The sequence below is a fragment of the Nocardia spumae genome, assembly GCF_020733635.1.
GTDB lineage: Bacteria > Actinomycetota > Actinomycetes > Mycobacteriales > Mycobacteriaceae > Nocardia > Nocardia spumae.
In genome coordinates, this window is record NZ_JAJFZL010000001.1 from 3039128 (window position 1) to 3056889 (window position 17762).

The 17762-nt window shown below is 68.2% G+C and carries 19 protein-coding genes and 1 riboswitch; of the genes, 8 read left to right on the plus strand and 11 right to left on the minus strand.

Annotation, left to right across the window (positions count from 1 at the left end; all coding sequences use genetic code 11):
* Nucleotides 1–10: 10 nt before the first annotated feature.
* Together LKD76_RS13475 and LKD76_RS13480 are read left to right on the plus strand one after the other, a co-directional pair.
* Nucleotides 11–856 (plus strand): crotonase/enoyl-CoA hydratase family protein, encoded by an 846-nt coding sequence (locus tag LKD76_RS13475; protein WP_227981606.1) that lies wholly within the window; start codon nucleotides 11–13, stop codon nucleotides 854–856.
* Nucleotides 857–888: 32 nt separating this feature from the next.
* Nucleotides 889–1641, plus strand: coding sequence for a VOC family protein (locus tag LKD76_RS13480; RefSeq protein WP_227981607.1), 753 nt, complete (start codon nucleotides 889–891; stop codon nucleotides 1639–1641).
* Between the two features lie 23 nt (nucleotides 1642–1664).
* Here LKD76_RS13480 and LKD76_RS13485 read toward each other — a convergent pair whose 3' ends face one another.
* The 6 genes from LKD76_RS13485 to LKD76_RS13510 form a co-directional block, all read right to left on the minus strand.
* Nucleotides 1665–2672, minus strand: coding sequence for a glycine betaine ABC transporter substrate-binding protein (locus tag LKD76_RS13485; RefSeq protein WP_227981608.1), 1008 nt, complete (start codon nucleotides 2670–2672; stop codon nucleotides 1665–1667).
* On the minus strand, nucleotides 2669–3406 hold the full coding sequence (locus LKD76_RS13490) for an ABC transporter permease (RefSeq protein ID WP_227981609.1): 738 nt from the start codon (nucleotides 3404–3406) through the stop codon (nucleotides 2669–2671). The genes LKD76_RS13485 and LKD76_RS13490 overlap by 4 nt, the downstream gene beginning before the upstream one ends.
* Complete coding sequence (locus LKD76_RS13495) at nucleotides 3403–4683, minus strand: ATP-binding cassette domain-containing protein (RefSeq protein WP_227981610.1); 1281 nt, start codon at nucleotides 4681–4683, stop codon at nucleotides 3403–3405. The genes LKD76_RS13490 and LKD76_RS13495 overlap by 4 nt, the downstream gene beginning before the upstream one ends.
* Complete coding sequence (locus LKD76_RS13500; RefSeq protein ID WP_227985237.1) at nucleotides 4683–5273, minus strand: ABC transporter permease; 591 nt, start codon at nucleotides 5271–5273, stop codon at nucleotides 4683–4685. Before LKD76_RS13500 ends, LKD76_RS13495 begins: the two co-directional genes overlap by 1 nt.
* 243 nt (nucleotides 5274–5516) lie before the next feature.
* Nucleotides 5517–6227, minus strand: coding sequence for a TetR/AcrR family transcriptional regulator C-terminal domain-containing protein (locus tag LKD76_RS13505; RefSeq protein ID WP_227981611.1), 711 nt, complete (start codon nucleotides 6225–6227; stop codon nucleotides 5517–5519).
* A gap of 274 nt (nucleotides 6228–6501) precedes the next feature.
* A complete protein-coding gene (locus LKD76_RS13510) occupies nucleotides 6502–7263 on the minus strand; it encodes a 1-acyl-sn-glycerol-3-phosphate acyltransferase (protein ID WP_227981612.1) in 762 nt (253 codons plus the stop codon).
* Nucleotides 7264–7419: 156 nt separating this feature from the next.
* Here LKD76_RS13510 and LKD76_RS13515 point away from each other — a divergent pair, with 156 nt between their 5' ends.
* Nucleotides 7420–7794: a DUF488 domain-containing protein gene (locus LKD76_RS13515; RefSeq protein ID WP_227981613.1), complete on the plus strand. Its 375-nt coding sequence runs from the start codon at nucleotides 7420–7422 to the stop codon at nucleotides 7792–7794.
* 12 nt (nucleotides 7795–7806) lie between these two features.
* Here LKD76_RS13515 and LKD76_RS13520 read toward each other — a convergent pair whose 3' ends face one another.
* From LKD76_RS13520 to LKD76_RS13540, 5 genes are all read right to left on the minus strand, one after another.
* Nucleotides 7807–8367, minus strand: coding sequence for a histidine phosphatase family protein (locus LKD76_RS13520; protein WP_227981614.1), 561 nt, complete (start codon nucleotides 8365–8367; stop codon nucleotides 7807–7809).
* Complete coding sequence (locus tag LKD76_RS13525; RefSeq protein WP_227981617.1) at nucleotides 8364–9218, minus strand: CbtA family protein; 855 nt, start codon at nucleotides 9216–9218, stop codon at nucleotides 8364–8366. Before LKD76_RS13525 ends, LKD76_RS13520 begins: the two co-directional genes overlap by 4 nt.
* A 21-nt stretch (nucleotides 9219–9239) precedes the next feature.
* Nucleotides 9240–9455, minus strand: coding sequence for a CbtB domain-containing protein (locus LKD76_RS13530; RefSeq protein ID WP_227981618.1), 216 nt, complete (start codon nucleotides 9453–9455; stop codon nucleotides 9240–9242).
* A 55-nt stretch (nucleotides 9456–9510) separates the two neighbouring features.
* Nucleotides 9511–9586: riboswitch (cobalamin riboswitch) on the minus strand.
* A 59-nt stretch (nucleotides 9587–9645) separates the two neighbouring features.
* Nucleotides 9646–10731: an NAD(P)-dependent alcohol dehydrogenase gene (locus LKD76_RS13535; RefSeq protein ID WP_227981619.1), complete on the minus strand. Its 1086-nt coding sequence runs from the start codon at nucleotides 10729–10731 to the stop codon at nucleotides 9646–9648.
* Between the two features lie 3 nt (nucleotides 10732–10734).
* Nucleotides 10735–11205: a DUF4334 domain-containing protein gene (locus LKD76_RS13540; protein ID WP_227981621.1), complete on the minus strand. Its 471-nt coding sequence runs from the start codon at nucleotides 11203–11205 to the stop codon at nucleotides 10735–10737.
* 81 nt (nucleotides 11206–11286) lie between these two features.
* On the opposite strand from LKD76_RS13540, the gene LKD76_RS13545 reads away from it, so the two are divergent.
* The 5 genes from LKD76_RS13545 (at nucleotide 11287) to LKD76_RS13565 (ending at nucleotide 17741) form a co-directional block, all read left to right on the plus strand.
* The gene (locus LKD76_RS13545; RefSeq protein WP_227981623.1) at nucleotides 11287–11835 is read left to right on the plus strand and encodes a TetR/AcrR family transcriptional regulator; all 549 of its coding nucleotides are present in this window, start codon (nucleotides 11287–11289) and stop codon (nucleotides 11833–11835) included.
* Between the two features lie 639 nt (nucleotides 11836–12474).
* A complete protein-coding gene (locus LKD76_RS13550) occupies nucleotides 12475–13632 on the plus strand; it encodes an AMP-binding protein (protein ID WP_227981625.1) in 1158 nt (385 codons plus the stop codon).
* Nucleotides 13633–13773: 141 nt separating this feature from the next.
* Nucleotides 13774–14460: a rhomboid-like protein gene (locus LKD76_RS13555; RefSeq protein ID WP_227981630.1), complete on the plus strand. Its 687-nt coding sequence runs from the start codon at nucleotides 13774–13776 to the stop codon at nucleotides 14458–14460.
* A 145-nt stretch (nucleotides 14461–14605) separates the two neighbouring features.
* A complete protein-coding gene (locus tag LKD76_RS13560) occupies nucleotides 14606–16720 on the plus strand; it encodes an acyltransferase family protein (protein ID WP_227981632.1) in 2115 nt (704 codons plus the stop codon).
* An 82-nt stretch (nucleotides 16721–16802) separates the two neighbouring features.
* Nucleotides 16803–17741 (plus strand): alpha/beta hydrolase family protein, encoded by a 939-nt coding sequence (locus tag LKD76_RS13565; protein WP_227981634.1) that lies wholly within the window; start codon nucleotides 16803–16805, stop codon nucleotides 17739–17741.
* Nucleotides 17742–17762 lie beyond the last annotated feature (21 nt).

A 17762-nucleotide genomic window follows, 5' to 3' on the forward strand; every position in this document is an offset into this window, starting at 1 on the left:
GCTGTCCGATATGGCCGACATTCGCATGGAGATCTCCGAATCCATCGCCACCATCACCCTCGATCGCCCGGCGCAGCTCAACGCCTTCACCACGGCCATGGGGGAGGAGCTGATCGCCGCCTTCGACGCCTGCGACCGGGACGATCGGGTGCGCGCGATCATCGTCACCGGTGCGGGACGCGCGTTCTGCGCCGGTGCGGATCTGTCGGCCGGGGCCGAGACCTTCGCCGCCGAGGCCGCCGATTCCTTCCGGGACGGCGGCGGTGAGGTCGCGCTGCGGATGTTCGAGTCGCAGAAGCCGATCATCGCCGCGGTGAACGGGCCCGCCGTCGGGGTGGGCATCACGATGACGCTGGCCGCGGACTTCCGGCTCGCCGCGGACACCGCGCGCATCGGCTTCGTCTTCAATCGGCGCGGCATCGTGCCGGAATCGTGCTCGAGCTGGTTCCTGCCACGCCTGGTGCCGATGCAGACCGCGCTGGACTGGGTGTATTCCGGACGGCTGGTCGAGGCCGACGAGGCATTCGACGCCGGACTGTTCTACGCCGTGCACCCCGCCACGGACCTGATCGATCAGGCCCGGGTGCTCGCGCGGCGAGTGACCGAGTACTCGGCGCCGGTCTCGGTGGCGCTGTCACGGCAGATGCTCTGGCGTGGTCTCGGCGCCGAACATCCGATGATCTCGCATCGCGTCGAATCCCGTGGCATCAACCAGCGCGGCGCCAGTGCCGATGCCCGCGAAGGAGTCTCGGCCTTCCTGGAGAAGCGGCCCGCGCGGTTCCCCGACAGCGTCGATCGAGATCTGCCCGACGTCTTCGCCGGTGATCTCGCCACTCCGCCGTTCCGCCCCGCCTGAGGCACCGGCCACGACTGCCCGTGGAGGAAGACATGATTCGCTGGAACTGGATCTTCGTCGATCGTCCCGCTGACCGTTTCGACGAGGCGTTCACGTTCTGGACCGCCATCAGCGGCACCAGGTTGTCGCGGCGTCACGGTGAGTTCGGCGAATTCGCGACGCTCGAGCCCACACCGGGTGATGCCTATGTGGCGGCGCAGGCAGTCGGCGGCGCCGGCGGCGCCCACCTGGATATCGACGTCGAGGACCTCGACCGTGCCCGCCGCACCGCGCGCGACCTCGGTGCGACCCTGGTGGCCGATCACGACACCTGGTCGCTGGTGCACTCACCGAGTGGCCTGGCGTTCTGTCTGACCAGCGGCGACGGAAGCCATATCCCGGCGCCTGTGACCGGGCCGGAGGGCGATCGAAGCCGGGTGGATCAGCTCTGCCTCGACATTCCGCCGTCGGCCTATGCCGCCGAGACCGAATTCTGGGCCGCCCTCACCGGGTGGCCGGTGCAACGCACCGGGCGGCCCGAGTTCACCCGCCTGCTCGTGCCCACCCGGCTGCCGGTCCGAATCCTGATGCAACGCGTGGGGGCCGAGCAGGAGCCGGCCGCGCATATCGATATCGCCTGCGCCGATATCGAGACGACCGCGGCCTGGCACGAATCCCTCGGCGCCCGGCGCGTGCGCCGCGGGGCGCACTGGTGGGTGATGCGCGATCCCGTGGGCGTAACCTACTGTCTCACCGGGCGGGATCCGTTGACCGGCAAGGTATCTCGACGGACCGCGGATCGCTGACCGGCATCAGCGCCGAATCGCCGCTACTCGACGAGCTTTTCGCTCTTCAACCAGTCGTAGGCGACATCGGCGGGATCCTCGCCGTCGATGTCGACGCGGCCGTTGAGCTCCTGCATCAGATCGTTGGTCAGATGCTGGGAGATCGTGCCCAGCAGGGTGCGCAACTGCGGGTAGCGGTCGATGATCGCACCGCGCACCACGGCGGCGCCGCTGTAGGGAAGGAAGAACTTCTTGTCGTCGTCGAGGACGACGAGATTCAGATTCTTCACCCGGCCGTCGGTGGTGTAGATCATGCCGAAGTTGCACGGTGAGCTCTTGGCCGTCGCCGTGTACACCACCCCGGCGTCCATCCGGGTCACATTGCCCGACGGCACGCCGTTGGGGTCGTTGTAGGGGATTCCGTACTTCTGCAGCATCGGGATGAAACCGTCGGAGCGGCTGAAGAATTCGTCGTCCACGCAGAAGGTGCGGTCGCGCACCGGCAGTGCCGCCACATCCGACAGCGACGTCACCCCCAGCCGCTGCGCGGTCGGTGTCGACGCCCCGAAGGCGTAGGTGTCGTTGAAGTTCGCCGGTGGCAGCCACTCCAGGTTGTAGTCGCGCTTCTCGACGTCGTGCACGCGCCGCCACAGTTCCTGCGGGTCGGAGATGGTCTCGGTTTCGTTGTGATAGTTGACCCAGCCGGTTCCGGTGTACTCCCAGAGGATATCGGCGTCGCCGTTGAGCTGCGCCTGCCGCGAGGACGCCGATCCCGGCGCCCCGGTCAGGTCGGTGACGTCGGCTCCCGCCGCGGCCAGATAGGTCGCGGTGATCTTGCCCAGGAGTACGCCCTCGGTGAAACTCTTCGAGGTGACAACCAGTTTCGCGCCGTCGAGCGGTCGGTCGCCGCCGGGCAGGCTCGCCTGGTGGAAGGTGCCCGACGAACTCACCAGACCGCATCCGGTGATCGTCGACAGCGCCACCGCGACGGCGGCCAGCGCGAGGGTCAGCGCTCGTGCGGATCCGGCGATCGGTGCCCGTGGTGATCTCATGACACACCTCGCGGAGTCGCGGCCAGTTCGACGAGTCTGCCCAGCCAATCGATGACCAGCGCCAGCAGCCCGACCAGAATCGCGCCGGAGACCAGCAGTTTGGGCAGAAACAGGGTGACGCCGGTGGTGATCAGGGTGCCGAGGCTGGTGGCGCCGATGAACGTACTCAGGGTCGCGGTGCCGACCAGGATCACCAGTGCGGTGCGGACACCGTTGAGGATCACCGGCACCGCCAGCGGCAACTCCACCTGCACCAGGGTCCGGGCCGCGGAGAAGCCGATCCCGCGCGAGGCCTCGATGGTGCGCTGGTCCACCTGACGCAGACCGACGATCGTGTTCTGCAGAATCGGCAGAATCGCGTACACCACCAAGCCGACGATCGCGGTGCGGAATCCGGTGCCCAGCCAGAAGGTGAACAACACCAGCAGGCCGACCGCGGGTGCGGCCTGCCCGATATTGGCGATGTTGACCGCGATCGGTTCCAGGCGCTGGAGCGCCGGTCGGGTCAGGGCGATACCCAGCGGAATCGCGACGACCACGACGATCACCGTGGCCACCACCGTGAGTTTGATATGCGACAGGATGGTGGTCTGCAGATTGGACCAGGCCAGCGACGCCTGTTCGGTGGCGGTGAAGGTCTGCGCGCGATACCAGACGACATATCCGATGCCGATCACGGCGATGATGAGCGGTTCGAACCACACATCCATCGGCAGCCGGCGTAGCCGATTCATGATTGCGCGGCCGATCCGTGCTCGTCGTCGGCGGCGATCACCGGCGTCGGGGCCGGATCGGTGCCGTCGACATAGGTCTCGTAGGACGGATCGTCCTGGTCGGACCGGACATCGGCGAGTTTGGCCTGAATCGTCTCGGTTACCGAGCTGATGCTGAGCGAGCCGACGACGGCGCCGCGGCCGTCGGTGACGAGTGCGGCTCCCTGGCTGGCCGCCAGCATGGCGTCGAGCGCGTCGTTGAGCGTCGAGGAGCGCGCCACGACCGGCAGCCGCCGATCGAGGTAGTCCGAGACCTCGGGTTTGCTCGCCAGTTCGCTCAGTGAGGGCCACGATCGCGGCCGCCCCGCCGCGTCGACGACGACCACCCAGGTCTGTCCGGCGGCCTTCGCGCGCGCGATCACCGCGTGTGATGATTCGCCGATCCGGGCGGTGACCACTTCCTCACTGGCGACGTCGCGGACCCGCTGCACGGTCAGATAGGCCAGTTTGGCGCCGGAGCCGACGAATTCCTCCACGAACGGCGTGGCCGGCGCGGTCAGGATCTCCTCCGGCCGGGCGTATTGTTCGATGTGCCCGCCCTCGGACAGGATGAGCACCTTGTCGCCGAGTTTGGTGGCCTCTTCGAAGTCGTGGGTGACGATCACGACGGTCTTGCCCAGTTCGTGCTGGATCGCGATCAGGCTGTCCTGCAGCCGAACCCGGGTGATCGGATCGACCGCGCCGAACGGCTCGTCCATCAGCAGCACCGGCGGGTCCGCCGCGAGCGCCCGCGCTACACCGACGCGCTGCTGCTGCCCGCCCGACATGTCCTTGGGCAGCCGGTCGGCGAAGGTGGCGGGGTCCAGGCCCACGAGATCCAGCAGATAGTCGGTGCGCTCGGCGATCCGCTTCTTGTCCCAGCCCAGCACCCGGGGTATCGCGCCGACGTTCTTGCGCACCGACCAGTGCGGGAACAGGCCGCCGGATTGGATCACATAGCCGATCGACTGTCGCAACTTGTCGGGGTCCTCGCGGGTGACATCGCGGCCCCCGATGAAGATGCGGCCCTCGGTCGGCTCGATGAGCCGATTGATCATCTTGAGTGTGGTCGTCTTACCGCATCCCGACGGGCCGACGAAGGCGACGATCCGGCCCGCCTCGATCTCGAGGTCCAAGCGCTCGACGGCCGGTTTGTCCTGTCCCTTATATCTTTTCACGACCGAGTCCAGGGTGATCGTCGCCCCGGTGACATTGCGCTGCGGCGCCGACGGTGCGGGTGAACTGGTCACATCGGTCATCAGAGTCCCTTTGCGATCGTGAGGCGTCCGAGTAGGACGAGCAGTGCGTCGAACACCAGCGCGACGATAACGATGAGAACGGTTCCGGTCAGCGCCATCTCGAGTGCGTTCGCACCGCCGAGGCGGGACAGGCCGTTGAAGATCAACGAGCCCAGCCCGGGGCCGAGCACGTAGGCGACGATGGCGGCGACGCCGACGATCATCTGCGTGGATACCCGGATACCGGTGAGGATCACCGGCCAGGCGATCGGCAGTTCGACCGTCAGCAGGATGCGCCACCGCGAAAAGCCGATGCCCCGGGCGGATTCGACCACCGAGGCCGGAACCGACTGCAATCCGACGATCGCGTTTCCGATCACCGGAAGTGCCGCGAAGAACGCCAGCATCACGAACGAGGGGACCACGCCCAGGCCGAAGGGAACCAGCAGCAGTGCCAGCAGTGCCAGCGACGGAATCGTCAGCGCGACTCGGCTCGACGTCAGTGACAGCTGCGCCAGCAGCGGCAGCCGGTATACCGCCACCGCGATCAGAACGGCGACGATCGTGCCGACCAGGACCGTCTGAAATGCCAGGGAGGCATGCTGATACATGAGGAAGGCCAGCACATCACCCCGCCCTCGGATGTAGTTCCACAGGTTCACGGGGCTCCCATCTTCAGCCGAGATCAGCCGGTACCTGTCCGCGCCGGCGCCGGGCGCAGGCGGTCAAAAGACTAGTTGACATCGCGGCACCGGTTCCGGACAACACACGGCGAGGCGAGTCGTGTCGCGGCGAACTTCCAGGTGAACGAGCCGCGGCCGGGATTCGGTCACGCGGATCGAAATCGGGCGGGCTCAGCCCCGTCCGCGCGCCTGCAGTCTGCGCTCGAGACCCGCGATGACGAGCTCGAGGTCGAATTCGAACTGTTCGCCCACCCGTGCGGCGCTCTCACGCGTGGTGGCGACCTCGCGGAGCAGCGGAAAATCGTCTCCGAGTTCGGAATTCAGGGTTCGCGCGACATGTTCGGCCTGGACGTCGACGTGGCCGCGGGTCGCCTCGACGACCTCCCGGGCGGCCGAATGGGCGATATCGGCGAGCAGTCGCATGGTGCGCCCGGCCTCCATCGGCTCGAACCCGGCGCTGACGAGGGTTTCGAAGATCCGCTCGATCTCGGTGAGGACCGACAGCTGCCCCCTTCCGCTGAATCGCACATAGGAGATGAGCACCCCGACCTGCGTGAGGGCTTCCGCGACGGCCGCGGCGAACAACCGCAGCAGATGTTGCCAATCACCGTCGGCGGGCAGGGCGAGGCGGCGGATCTCGGTTTCGAAGGCGTCCAAGGCCACCAGTTCCAGCAGGCCGTCGCGGTCGCTGACGTAGTAGTTCAGTGATTTACGGTCGACGCCGAGGGCGTCGGCCACCGCCTTCATCGTGAGCGTCTCGGGTGGCAGCGCACGCGCCGCGGCGACGATGCGGTCCCGGCTCAAGCGTGGCGGCCGGCCCCGTCCCCGCCGCGATTCCACCCCGTTGCCACCCTTCGCCCCTGTTGAGTTCGCGCCGCTCACCCCCTCAGGCTACGGATATCGGGCGTCGCCGTGGATAACGCGTCCCGATCGGACCGATGCGAGCTGCGAATATTTTCTCCCGATGGGGGAAAATAAGCGGGTCTCTGGACCGTGGCGATGTGGGCCGCCTCGGGGGGAGGAGGTTGTGGTTGTGATCGGAACTCGGAAATCCGGCCGCGGGTCGCCGACGTCGAATCCTTTCGCGCGGTGGTCGGCGCGGCCGACGCCGCCGGGATGCGGACGTTGCCGCTCGGCTGAGCGCACCCGGGGAGGGTCAGCGCACGGCCGCGAGTGCGCCGTCGAGCGCCTGCTGCATCCCTGTGCTGACCGCCCTGGTGATCTGGGCCGGACGCTCGGGAAACTCGGCCAGTGGCCGGTCGAGGTAGAAGGTGGCCCGGCCGCCGGTGTCGTAGGTCAGTCCCAGGAATGCGAAAACCGGTGGTGCTCCGGCCTTCCGGGCGCGCGCGGCGATGTGGCCGATACCGGTGCCGATGGATTGCACCCGGGTCGGATCGGTCTCGTTGCAGGTGCCCTCCGGGAACAGTGCCAGATCGTCACCGTCGACCATGCGCCGCACGCAGACATCCATCAGTTGCTGGCCGGCGGCGTAGGCGGCGCGCGGTCCGTGATCCTTACCGCGAAAGACCGGGATCGCGCCCATCGCGTCGATGCGCGCCCGCTGATCCGGATCGATGAACAGTTCGTCCTTGGCCAGGACACGGATGCGGCCGATGCGAGGTCGGAAGACGCTGCGCCAGGCGAAGGCCGCGACCATGCGCGGATCCTCCACGCTCAGGTGGTTGATCGCGATGATCAGGCGCCGGTCGTCGCGAATCAGCTGCCGGATCTCGGCGCGCGCCGTGTCGGCGTACCTGACGACGGGCCGTTTGCGAAAGGCGGTGACCGCGCACGACAGCCGTGCCCGCGCCCGCGAGGGCCGGTGGGTGCGGTAGTACTCGTAGACGACATCGCGATTGTCGAAATCGACTGCCGGGGGCGGGGAGGTGGTGAGGGCGGCCGGGGTCGAGAGAGTCATGCAACCTACGCTACCGTAGGTTACGGCACCGTAGGGAGTGGGAATTCGCACTCGCGGTGTGGACCGTGCGATGTCCCCGATCCCGATGCGCCGGTGACTATTCTCGGGTGTACGGCGATATCGGGCAGCGACGGCCGACCGCAGGGGAGATCGGAGATGGCGAGTACGCGAGCGCGGGTGCGAGTCCGGCGAATCTACGACGATCCGAGTCCGGACGACGGCGCCCGCGTCCTGGTCGATCGCATCTGGCCGCGCGGCATGAGCAAGGAGCGCGCTCACCTCGACGAATGGTGTAAGCAGGTCGCTCCGTCGACCGAACTGCGCACGTGGTACGGCCACGATCCCGAGCGGTTCGGCGAGTTCGAACGGCGCTACCGCGACGAACTGCGGGACCCGGAACGGGCCGCCGGACTCACCCACCTGCGCGAGCTGGCCCGGCGGGGGACGCTCACGCTGCTGTCGGCGACCACGCGCATCGAGATCAGCGAAGCCGAGGTACTCGCCGGGTTGGTGGGGGACGCCGCGGCGTGAAGGGCCGGTGGCTCATACCGGAAGCGCGGTGTGGCGGACCGTCCAGGTCGTACCCCGGCCGTGCAACGCGGTCGCGCTGAGCGGTGGGATGTCGATGCGCCAGAACGATTCCGGTGGTGCGGACAGGGCGGTGAGGACGCTCGCGCGCACCACGGCGGGATGGGTGACGGCGACGATCCGCTGCCCGTCCGCGGCGCGGGTGTCGAGCCAGCCGCGCACGCGGTCGAGAACGTCGGTGATCGACTCACCGCCGTGGCCCCGATAGCCGGGATCGCTCATCCACGCCATGAGCTCCGCCGGCGCCAGGGCATCCATCGCGATGCCGGCCCACTGCCCGCAGTCGAGATCCCGCAGCGCCGGATCGACCGATCCGGACAGCCCGAGCAGCGCCGCGGTCTGCGCCGCCCGCACCTCGGGGCCGATCCGGACCGCATCGCCCCGCAGCGCCGCGGTGTCGGCCGCGATGCCGCGGGCGTGTTGTTCGATCGGTTCGTCGGCCGGGAACCGGGCGGCCCGCATCGCCTCGGTCATCCCGTGGCTGACCAGGGTCAGCCGGGTGACGCCCGCACTCATATCACCGGTGCCGCCGCGGCCGGGCCGGGCTCGTCCGCCCGATCGAACAGCCGCGGTGCCAGTGTGGCGAAGCCGAAGCCGATGACCGCCCACAGGATCGCCTGTGCGCCGAGGGAATAGAACCGGAAGTAGTACAGGTCGTCGGCGGGGAAGCCCGGGTAGACGATGGTGCCCTTCGAATCGGTCAGCGGCACCGGGGTTTCGGTGGCCGCGTCACCGAGTGCGCGGTTGGCGGCCAGGTGGCCGAGCGAGGGCAGCAGGGCCGCGATCGCCGTCACCACGACGACGAAGGCCAGTCCGGCGGCGATGGTCGCGGTCCAATTGCCCAGGCGCGCCCGCAATCGCCGGCCCAGCCAGACCGCCCCGACCGCGCAGACCGCCGAGATCAGCACCATCAGCAGGTACAGCCCCGTGCGCTCTCGGATGGTGTCGGGGTTGCCGATCGATGGCGGATTGGCGGGGTATTTGAAGAACGGGATCGCGTAGAGCACCACGAACATGCCGCCGGCCACACACAGTGCGAGATTGCGCGGGCCGAGCTTACCGACGCGGCCCACGAACAGGCAGTACACGACCGCGAACAGCGCACCCATCGCGGCGCCGAAGATGATCATGCCGAAACCGATGCCGATCGTCGATTGCACGGATCGGGTGAACAGTTCGGCTTCCTCCATGCCGGGCATCGAATGTCCAGTGGCCTGCTCGAGGCGGGTATGCGCCTCGTCCCGGCCGCCCTCGTAGTCGATGGCGCGGTTGATGATCGGTTCGGCCAGGATCCGGGCGAACAGGAAGGCGAGCAGTCCTCCGATCGCGCCCACGAGAACGCCGCGGCCGATGATTCGCTTTTCCATTGTGTCGACTCGTTCCCGCGGTCAGTGGCAGGGGAAGCCGAGGAAGTGGCGAGCGTCGTGGACGAATTCGTGCACGTGCATATCGCTGCCGAAGATCGAGACCGCGCCCTGGTCGATGCCGATGAAATAGACGGCGAGCAGGGCCAGCACGGTGGTACCGGCCAGCCACAGCGCCGTGGTCGGAATCGAGAGCCGGATCGACTCGATACCGGACCGGGGGACATACGACGTCGCCATGGGGCACTCCTTCGGGGATTACGCGTCCCCGTAGACGATGGTTACCGCGGGATCCGAGTGCCTGACTCACATTCCGCCTCGCGGAGCTGCTCACAGTGGCGCGACCGTCCCGGATTCACACCGGGTTCCTCGAATCGTCGCTCACATAACCATACGAAAACGCTTCTCGAATGGTCAATCGCGGCCACGGCTACCAGAGCAGCACCGGTTTGACGGTCCGGCCGGCACGCTGATCGGCCAGGGCGGTGTCGATGTCGGTATGGGGATAGCGCCGGACCAGACGGTCGAGGGGCAGCAGCCCGGCCGTGTACTGCGCGAGTAGCCACGGAATGAACTCCCGCGGGTTCGCGTCACCTTCGAGGCAGCCGCGAACGGTCTTGCCGCCCAGGACGATATCGCGGATATCGATCGGCGGTACCCCGCTGCCGAGGCCGACCACAGCGACCGTGCCGCCGGTGCCCAGCGCCGCCACCGCACCGGCGAGCACCTCGGGGTGTCCGGTGGTGTCGAGGGCGTGGGTCGCGCCGCCGCCGGTGAGATCCGCGATCGCGGCGCCGGCCTCGGCCGGGTCCAGCGCCGCCGCCGCGCCGAGTTCGAGGGCCAGATCGCGGCGGGAAGCGGACGGTTCGACCACGATCACCCCTACATCGGGCAGGGTCAGGGCGGCCAGCATGCCCGCCAGTCCGACCGCGCCGGCGCCGTAGATCACCAGCCGCGCATCCGGTTCGGGGGCCAGCACATGGAGTACCGCCCCGGCGCCGGTCTGGAATCCGCAGCCCAGACCGGCGGCGACCGCCGGATCGGCGTCGGCCGGTACGACGACGGTGTTGTCCGCGGTGGTCAGGGCGTATCCCGCGAAGCTCGACTGCCCGAAGAAGCCGTCGCGGACCCGGGTGCCGGCGACCGTGATCCGAGGCGTGCGGTCGGGCCGGGCGCCGAACTGATTCAGGGCGGTGGAGTGGGCGCAATAGGCCAGGCGTCCCAACCGGCAGTTCCGGCATCGCCCGCAGTGGCGAAAGGTGAGGACGACGCGATCGCCGGGGCGTATGCCCGCTACCTCGGCGCCGACGGACTCCACCACACCGGCGCCCTCGTGGCCGAGCAGAACCGGCCGATCGGGCGCGCCCGCGAATCTCGAGACCAGATCGGTGTGGCAGATACCCGAAGCCTCGATCCGCACCAGGATCTCATCGGCTCGGGGTTCGTCGACGGCGACCGCTTCGAGGCTGAATGCGGCGCGCGGATCGCGCGACAGCGCGGCAGTGGTGACGGGCACGGCTCAGATCCGCTCGAGCAGGAAGTAGAAGTATTCGCCGTCGGCGAGCACCTGATCCGGGCGTCCGTTCATGATGCCCATCAGTGTGTCGGCGTCGAGCTGTTTGAAATGGTCGAATACCGCGCGGTTGTCGTAGACCATCGTCGCGGTCACCTCCCCGCGGAATTCGATGTTCCACAGCGTCGCCTCACCGCCGCCGCCCAGCTCGAGGTTGGAGAACAGCGTTCCGTCCTCGGCGCGGCAGATCAGCGGCTTCGCCTCCAGCGTGGAGACGAAGGTCTTGCCGTACCAACGGTTCTTGTCCAATGCGCGGCACAGCGGATGACCGGTCCGGAACGCGGCCCCCTTCCATTCGCCCAGGATGTCCTCGGCCCGCGTGACCGCGAGGTCGGCCCAGAGCCGATCCAGATCCGCCGTCGAGACCCCGCTGGGCTGTGCCGCCAGTTCCCGCCAGCGATCGGTGATGTCGCTCATCCGTCCTCCAGAGTTTCCCGAACCATCTGGTTCGGGAAACTACACCCGAACCAGATGGTTCGGCAATATAGGATTCGCGTCATGCGCGCAGCCGGTCATGCCACCAGGGAGCGAATTCTCGCCGCCGCCAAGGCGGAGTTCGCCCGGTACGGGGTCGCCGGCGCGCGGATCAACCGGATCGCCGAGGCCGCGCATGCCAGCAAGGACCGTCTCTACGCCTATTTCGGCGGTAAGGACGATCTGTACGCGGCGGTGACCGAGCAGTGGGCCACCGAGACCACCGCGGAAACCGCGTTGGACGCCGACGATCTGCCTTCCTACGTCGGCCGGTTGTTCGACCACTACCTCCGGCATCCCGACAACGCGCGCCTGCAGTCCTGGGCGGAGATCGAGCGCACCGATATCCCCGCGGCCGAGGCCGCGATCCGGCGCGCGGTCGCGCCCAAACTCGCCGAGATCCGCCGCGGTCAGCGCGCCGGGGCGATCACCGACACCTTCCAGCCGCTGACCCTGCTGACCCTGCTCACCGACCTCGCCCGTACATCGGCGGTGCACGCGCTGCACGGCGACGATGTCGGCGACCGTCGTGACGCGACCGTGCGCGCGGCCCGCCGTGTGATCGCTCCCTGATCCGGAGCCGCCCGACCGGTTCGGACACGCCGCGAGGGCTCGACGGCGGGATGAAATGCCGCCGCTATTGTGTCCGTGGTATGTCGGGAAACTTCCGGTAATTGGGGTCGGCGCGCGTTTTCATTTGTATGGAATACCCGTCCGAGGGGCCCGGCAACCCAGGGAGTCGAGATGGGTGGAATTGTCGTCGGCCGGACGGGCATGATTGTCGGGAACGGCTGTCGCCGGACATTTGCTGGACCCGGCCCAGGTGGGTCGCCGCCGCCGCTGCGATCGGTGGCCCGCAGGCTCGAATGTCTGTGACCGGAGGTATCGGTAGTGGTCCGTGGCGGTTCGCGACACGACGGGCTCGACGAAAGGCCCTGGTGGATGCTCGGCAGTGTCGATGTCGTACGTACAAAAGTGAGAACATTCAACCGTGCAAATGTACTTGCATTCGTAAATGTGTTCGCGAAACACGCAAGAATGCACGCGGTTGCGCATTGTTGCGGTTGTGGTTAATGTGTCCGCATCCCGGTGGCGTACATGTGAAGTTTCCACATGTGATCGGGTGCGAGCGTGTACTGCGGGGAGGATTGCGGTAGATATCGGACAAGGGGGATCAAAGATTGGTATTCGATGACAACGAAATCTGCATCGGTGAATATTCGAGGATATCGGGGCAGGGATATCGCGACCGGTGCCGGTAGGCCCGCGCTGCTGTTCAGCGCGGTCACCACCGCCATGCGTATGCGCCCGCATGCGACCGTGTCGTCCATGCACGACAGCCGCACCTTCGGCGAGTTACTTGCCGAGGTGGGCGACAAGGCCGCCCGATTCGACGCGGTGCTGCGTCGTCCGCGGTCGAGAGTTCTTGTGGCACTGGGGAATTACCCCGGGTATATTTCGACGCTGCTCGCGCTGCTGGCGCGCGGTGATGTTCCGGTCCTGGCCAACCCGGCGCTTCCGCTCGCGGCGATGCGCGAGCTGATCGACGAGTGCGGTATCGATGCCGTGGTGGCCTCCGGACAGGCGAGCGGTATCCGATTGGACGAACGTTCCTGGGCGCAGCGCATCGAGGTCGACGGCGACCGTCCCGCACTGCATCGCGACACCGAGCTGTGCCGGGTGGCGTCCGCGCCCTCGCGCCGGCTGGTCTGTCTCGAATACTCGGCGACCGCGGTACTCAACGCCGCCACCGCGTGGGTGGGTGCGAGCAAACTGCGCGAATCCGATCGGACCCTGTGCTTCTCGGGGCTGTTCGGGCGCTTCGGCTTTCACACCGCCACCGTGGCCAATCTCGTCGCGGGCGCCGATCTGGTGCTGCCGGCCGGAACCCACGCGGCGGGTAACATCCACCGCCACCTGGCGGCCGAATCGCCGACCGTGCTCGTCGCCGAACCGGCCGTCTATCAGGCCATGGTGCAGGGCACCCGGGGCGATATGTCGGCCGATGTCGGTGCCGCGCTGCGCCGGATCCGGTTGCGGCTGTCACCGCATTCGGTGGCGTCCTCGGTCGCCGCGCGGGTGCGGGCGATCTCGGGGCCGATCACGATCTGTTACGGCCTCGACGAAACCGGGCCGGTGGCATACGGTTTCGACGCCGCCGACGGGTCGCCGGGCGTCCATCTGCTGTCCGGGGTCCGGGTGGAATCGCGATCCGCCGACGGTGAGCAGTACGCGCAGGTGCACACCAAATCGCAGGCGACCACCTATCTCAACGACCCCATCGAATTCGAACGTTCGCTGACCGGTGACGGCAGCTACCTGAGTCGCAGTCTCGCAGGCCTGCCCGCATCGGTGATCGCGGCCTGCTGACCGCCTCGGCGATCGATCCGGACGGGGTGAGGGGTTCATCCGCGGCGGGTGATGCAGGCGGCGCGCCCACGGGGCAGAGTCGATGGGCCGGTGTTCGGCAGTACGGCGATCACCGGTCCGTATCGGCCGGAGGAGCGGGTGGTGGCGAATCGTCGATCGTGGCGGGTGCGTGACCGCGGCGCGGCGCTGTGGCGCTATCTCCGCAGCGCGCCGTGGACCTTCTCCTGGCTCACCGTGCTGCTGATCACCACCATCGTGCAGCATTCGGTGCCGCGCAGCACGCTGAAAACCATTCTGGGCGAACGCTCGACGAACCTCGACAACCTCCGCGACGATCCGCTGCACGTGCTGGTGACCAGTCTGCTCTGGATCGACGGCTACTTCTGGCTGCCGTATCTCCTGCTGTACTGCGTCTTCCACGCGCCCGCCGAACGATGGCTGGGCGCCCTGCGCTGGGCGATTGTCGGCCTGGTCGCGCACGTCGCGGCGACCTACCTGAGCGAAGGGGTGCTGGCCTGGGCGATCGGCCACGGTCATGCCGATCCGGCGATGGTCGACGTCCGCGATATCGGCGTCAGTTATTTCCTCGCCGGCATCATCGGCGTGCTGACCTATCACCTCGCGTATCCCTGGCGCTGGGGGTACGTCGTGGTGGCCGGGGCGTGTTTCGCCGCGCCGCCGCTGATCCATCTCACCTTCACCGGAATCGGGCATCTGTCGGCATTCGTGATCGGGCTGGCCTGCTATCCGCTGACCAGGTCGCGGGCGGCGGCGCTGTGGAATCCGGCCGACGCCCGGCGAGCCCGCCGGCGCGCGCGAACGGCATAGCGAACCAGCCCTGTTTCGGAAACTCAAGTGGCGCTGAGCGTTTGCCACGTGCTAAGAGAATGGACGTGTTGTGGTCTGCGCGTGTTCATTTCCATCCTCCGGTATCGCCCGAGGCGCTTGATCGCGGGAACCGGCCCTACGCGTGGTGACCGCAGGTACAGCGGGCACGGGGGCCACCGCCACATCGGCGCCACGGCCGGACACCGGGACGAGCACCCGTCGCGCGGCCTACCGCGGCGATCTGGACGGACTGCGCGGTGTGGCGATCGCGCTGGTGGTGGCGTTCCACATCTGGTTCGGCCGGGTTTCCGGCGGCGTGGACGTCTTCCTGGTGCTGTCCGGGTACTTCTTCACCGGACTGCTGGTGCGGCGTGCCGAGACCGGAACTGTCGGTATCGGATTCACCCTCCGGCGCACCGGACGGCGGCTGGTGCCCGCCACGGTGATCGTCCTCGCGGCGGTGGTGGTCGCGACGGTGTGGACACGGCCCTACACCCAATGGTCGGATATGGCCGGGCAGACGCTGGCCTCGCTGTTCTACTTCCAGAACTGGCGGCTGGCGACGACCTGGTCGGACTATCTGGCCGCGGATCCGTCGGTGAGTCCGCTGCAGCATCTGTGGTCGATGGCCGTGCAGGGGCAGTTCTATCTGCTCGCGCTGCTGGTGGTGGCACTGGTCGCGGTGATCCTGCGCCGCACCGGCCGCAGCGCGCAGCTGCGGCCGGTCCTGGGTGCGATCACCGCACCGGCGGCGGTGCTGTCGCTGTGGTACGCCACGCACGGCGCGGCCACCCACCAGGGCTGGAACTACTACGACAGCGGCGCTCGCCTCTGGGAGTTGCTCGCCGGCGCCGCGCTGGCGCTGGCCGCACCGGCGTTCACGCTACCGCGCGTATTCCGGACGGTGACCGCACTCGCCGGTGCCGCGGTCGTACTCGCCTGCGGATGGCTGATCGTCGACGGCGCCAACCGCTATCCGGGTCCCGCGGCACTGGTGCCGGTTCTCGCGACCCTGGCGGTGATCGCCTCCGCCAACAATGTCGCCGCCGCCGACAGGCCGTGGCCCAACCGGCTGCTCGCGACGCGTGCCGCGCAGTGGCTCGGCACCATCGCCTATCCGCTGTATCTGTGGCACTGGCCGATTCTGATCTTCTATCTGGCCGAGACCGGGCGCCCGAAGGCGGGCCCGGCCGACGGCGCCGCAGTCGTGGCGGTCTCGATGCTGCTGGCCTGGGCCACCCATCGCCTCGTCGAGCAGCCGCTGCGACTGGGGGGCCGCACAGCAACGGCGCTGGTCGCCTCACCGCACTATCGGCGCGCGGCGGGCGTCGCGGTGTCGCTGGTGGCGGCCGCGGTCGTCGCGGCCACCGGAGCCTGGCAATTCGGGGTGGTGCACAGGCAACCGCCGCAGCCCACCCGCGCACTCGATCCGGTGAACTATCCGGGTGCCGAGGCACTGGCGGCCGGGGCGCCGACACCGCAGGCGCCGATGCGGCCGACGGTCTTACAGGCGCCCGGCGAGCTGCCGCCGCCGACGCTCGACGGCTGTATCGCCGACTGGGACACCCGGGAGGTGGTCACCTGTACCTACGGCGACAGGAACGCCACCCGGACCATCGCGGTGGTCGGCAGTTCGCATGCCGAGCACTGGCTTCCGGCATTCCAGGAACTCGCCGCGCAATATTCGTTCCGCATCCAGGTGTATCTGAAGATGGGCTGTCCGCTGACGCTGGCCGAGGACGCCACCTACAAGGGGGAGCCGATTCCCGACTGCCGCGACTGGTCGCGCGCGGTTCTCGACCGCCTCGCCGTCGACCGGCCCGATTGGGTGTTCACCACCGGCACCCGGCCGCGGTCCGGTCCCGGTGACGAGACGCCGCCGGAGTACGTGGACGTGTGGGCGGCGCTGGCCGATCGCGGGCTCAATGTGGTCACCGTCCGAGACTCCCCGTGGCTGCGCCGGGACGAGGTGCGCTACAAGGCCGCGGATTGCCTGGCCGGTGGCGGCACCGCGGTCAGCTGCGGGATGCGCCGCACCGAGGCCCTCGACCCGATCGATCCCCAGCTCGAGCCGGCGTCGCGCTATCCGAACATCTTCCCGCTCGATCTCAGCGACGCGTTCTGTGATTCGTCGGTATGCCCGGTCGTCGCGGGAAATATCCTCATGTATCACGACGAACATCATCTGACCTCCAGCTATGCGCGGTCGCTGTCCGGGGCGCTGGGACGCGGATTGGAGCCGTTGCTGCACTGGTGGTAGTGCCGCGCGTCACTGAAGCCCGCACGGCGGCCCCTTTCCCAGTACGGTGTGCTCGAGTGGCTCGAGCAGGAGGTGCCCGCGCGTGGTGGGCGTTGGACACGGTGGGGCGCGCCGTTGGGTCGTGGCCGCGGTACTCGCGGTCGTGGTCGCGTCGATCGGTTTCGGTTCGGTGGAGCCGGCCGCACCGGATGTGATCGCGGGGCCGGTCATGCCGGACCTCTTCGTCGATCCGGGTGCGCCGCAGCGCATCGCCTACGGTTCCGAACCCGACACTTTCGGTGATCTGTATCTGCCGGCCGGTGGCCCGCTGTCGGGTTCGACCGGCCGGTGCCCGGTGGTCGTGCTGATCCACGGCGGTGGCTGGGCGCAGTACCGGGATCTGAGTCAGTTCGCCGCACAGGCCCGGCAACTCGCCGAAGCCGGTGTCGCGGTGTGGAATATCGAGTATCGGCGGGTCAACGGCGCCGGTGGCTGGCCGATGACGCTGACCGACGTCGATGACGCCATCGGAGCACTGGCCACGGTCGTGCAGCAGCGGGCCGGGGGACGTCTGGATCTCGACCGCGTCCATCTGGCCGGTCATTCGGCCGGCGGACAGCTCGCGGCGTGGGTCGCGGGCCGGCGGACGGCCGCGCCGATACCGCAGCGGCCGCGTATCCGCAGCCTCACCCTGATGGCGTCGGTCCTGGATCTCGACTACGCGGTGGCCCACGGCAACGACGGATTCGCGCGAAAGTTGTTGGGCGGCTTGCCCGGTGAGGTTCCCGACCGGTATCGATTCGCCTCACCGATCGACAATCTTCCACGGGGTGTGCACATCACCGCGATCCACGGTGACGCCGATCGTGTCGTCGCGCCGGAACAGAGCCGCCGCTACGTCGATGCCGCCCGCGGCGCCGGCGACACCACCGAACTGCGGATCCTGCCCGGTACCGGACACACCGAGTTCACCGATGCCGGATCGACGGCGTGGGCGGTGGCGCTCGCGGCGATCCTCGCCCAGATCGCCGAATCGGCGTAGACGGCGGCTCGAGCGCGTTCG

Bases quoted from the DNA above. Each gene is read 5' to 3' on its own strand.
- LKD76_RS13495 (WP_227981610.1), bottom strand. From the start codon at position 4,683: ATGACCGATGTGACCAGTTCACCCGCACCGTCGGCGCCGCAGCGCAAT.
- LKD76_RS13545 (WP_227981623.1), top strand. From the start codon at position 11,287: ATGCGCGCAGCCGGTCATGCCACCAGGGAGCGAATTCTCGCCGCCGCC.
- LKD76_RS13530 (WP_227981618.1), bottom strand. From the start codon at position 9,455: ATGGCGACGTCGTATGTCCCCCGGTCCGGTATCGAGTCGATCCGGCTC.
- LKD76_RS13525 (WP_227981617.1), bottom strand. From the start codon at position 9,218: ATGGAAAAGCGAATCATCGGCCGCGGCGTTCTCGTGGGCGCGATCGGA.
- LKD76_RS13520 (WP_227981614.1), bottom strand. From the start codon at position 8,367: ATGAGTGCGGGCGTCACCCGGCTGACCCTGGTCAGCCACGGGATGACC.
- LKD76_RS13480 (WP_227981607.1), top strand. From the start codon at position 889: ATGATTCGCTGGAACTGGATCTTCGTCGATCGTCCCGCTGACCGTTTC.
- LKD76_RS13475 (WP_227981606.1), top strand. From the start codon at position 11: ATGGCCGACATTCGCATGGAGATCTCCGAATCCATCGCCACCATCACC.
- LKD76_RS13490 (WP_227981609.1), bottom strand. From the start codon at position 3,406: ATGAATCGGCTACGCCGGCTGCCGATGGATGTGTGGTTCGAACCGCTC.
- LKD76_RS13510 (WP_227981612.1), bottom strand. From the start codon at position 7,263: ATGACTCTCTCGACCCCGGCCGCCCTCACCACCTCCCCGCCCCCGGCA.
- LKD76_RS13485 (WP_227981608.1), bottom strand. From the start codon at position 2,672: ATGAGATCACCACGGGCACCGATCGCCGGATCCGCACGAGCGCTGACC.
- LKD76_RS13500 (WP_227985237.1), bottom strand. From the start codon at position 5,273: ATGTATCAGCATGCCTCCCTGGCATTTCAGACGGTCCTGGTCGGCACG.
- LKD76_RS13540 (WP_227981621.1), bottom strand. From the start codon at position 11,205: ATGAGCGACATCACCGATCGCTGGCGGGAACTGGCGGCACAGCCCAGC.
- LKD76_RS13515 (WP_227981613.1), top strand. From the start codon at position 7,420: ATGGCGAGTACGCGAGCGCGGGTGCGAGTCCGGCGAATCTACGACGAT.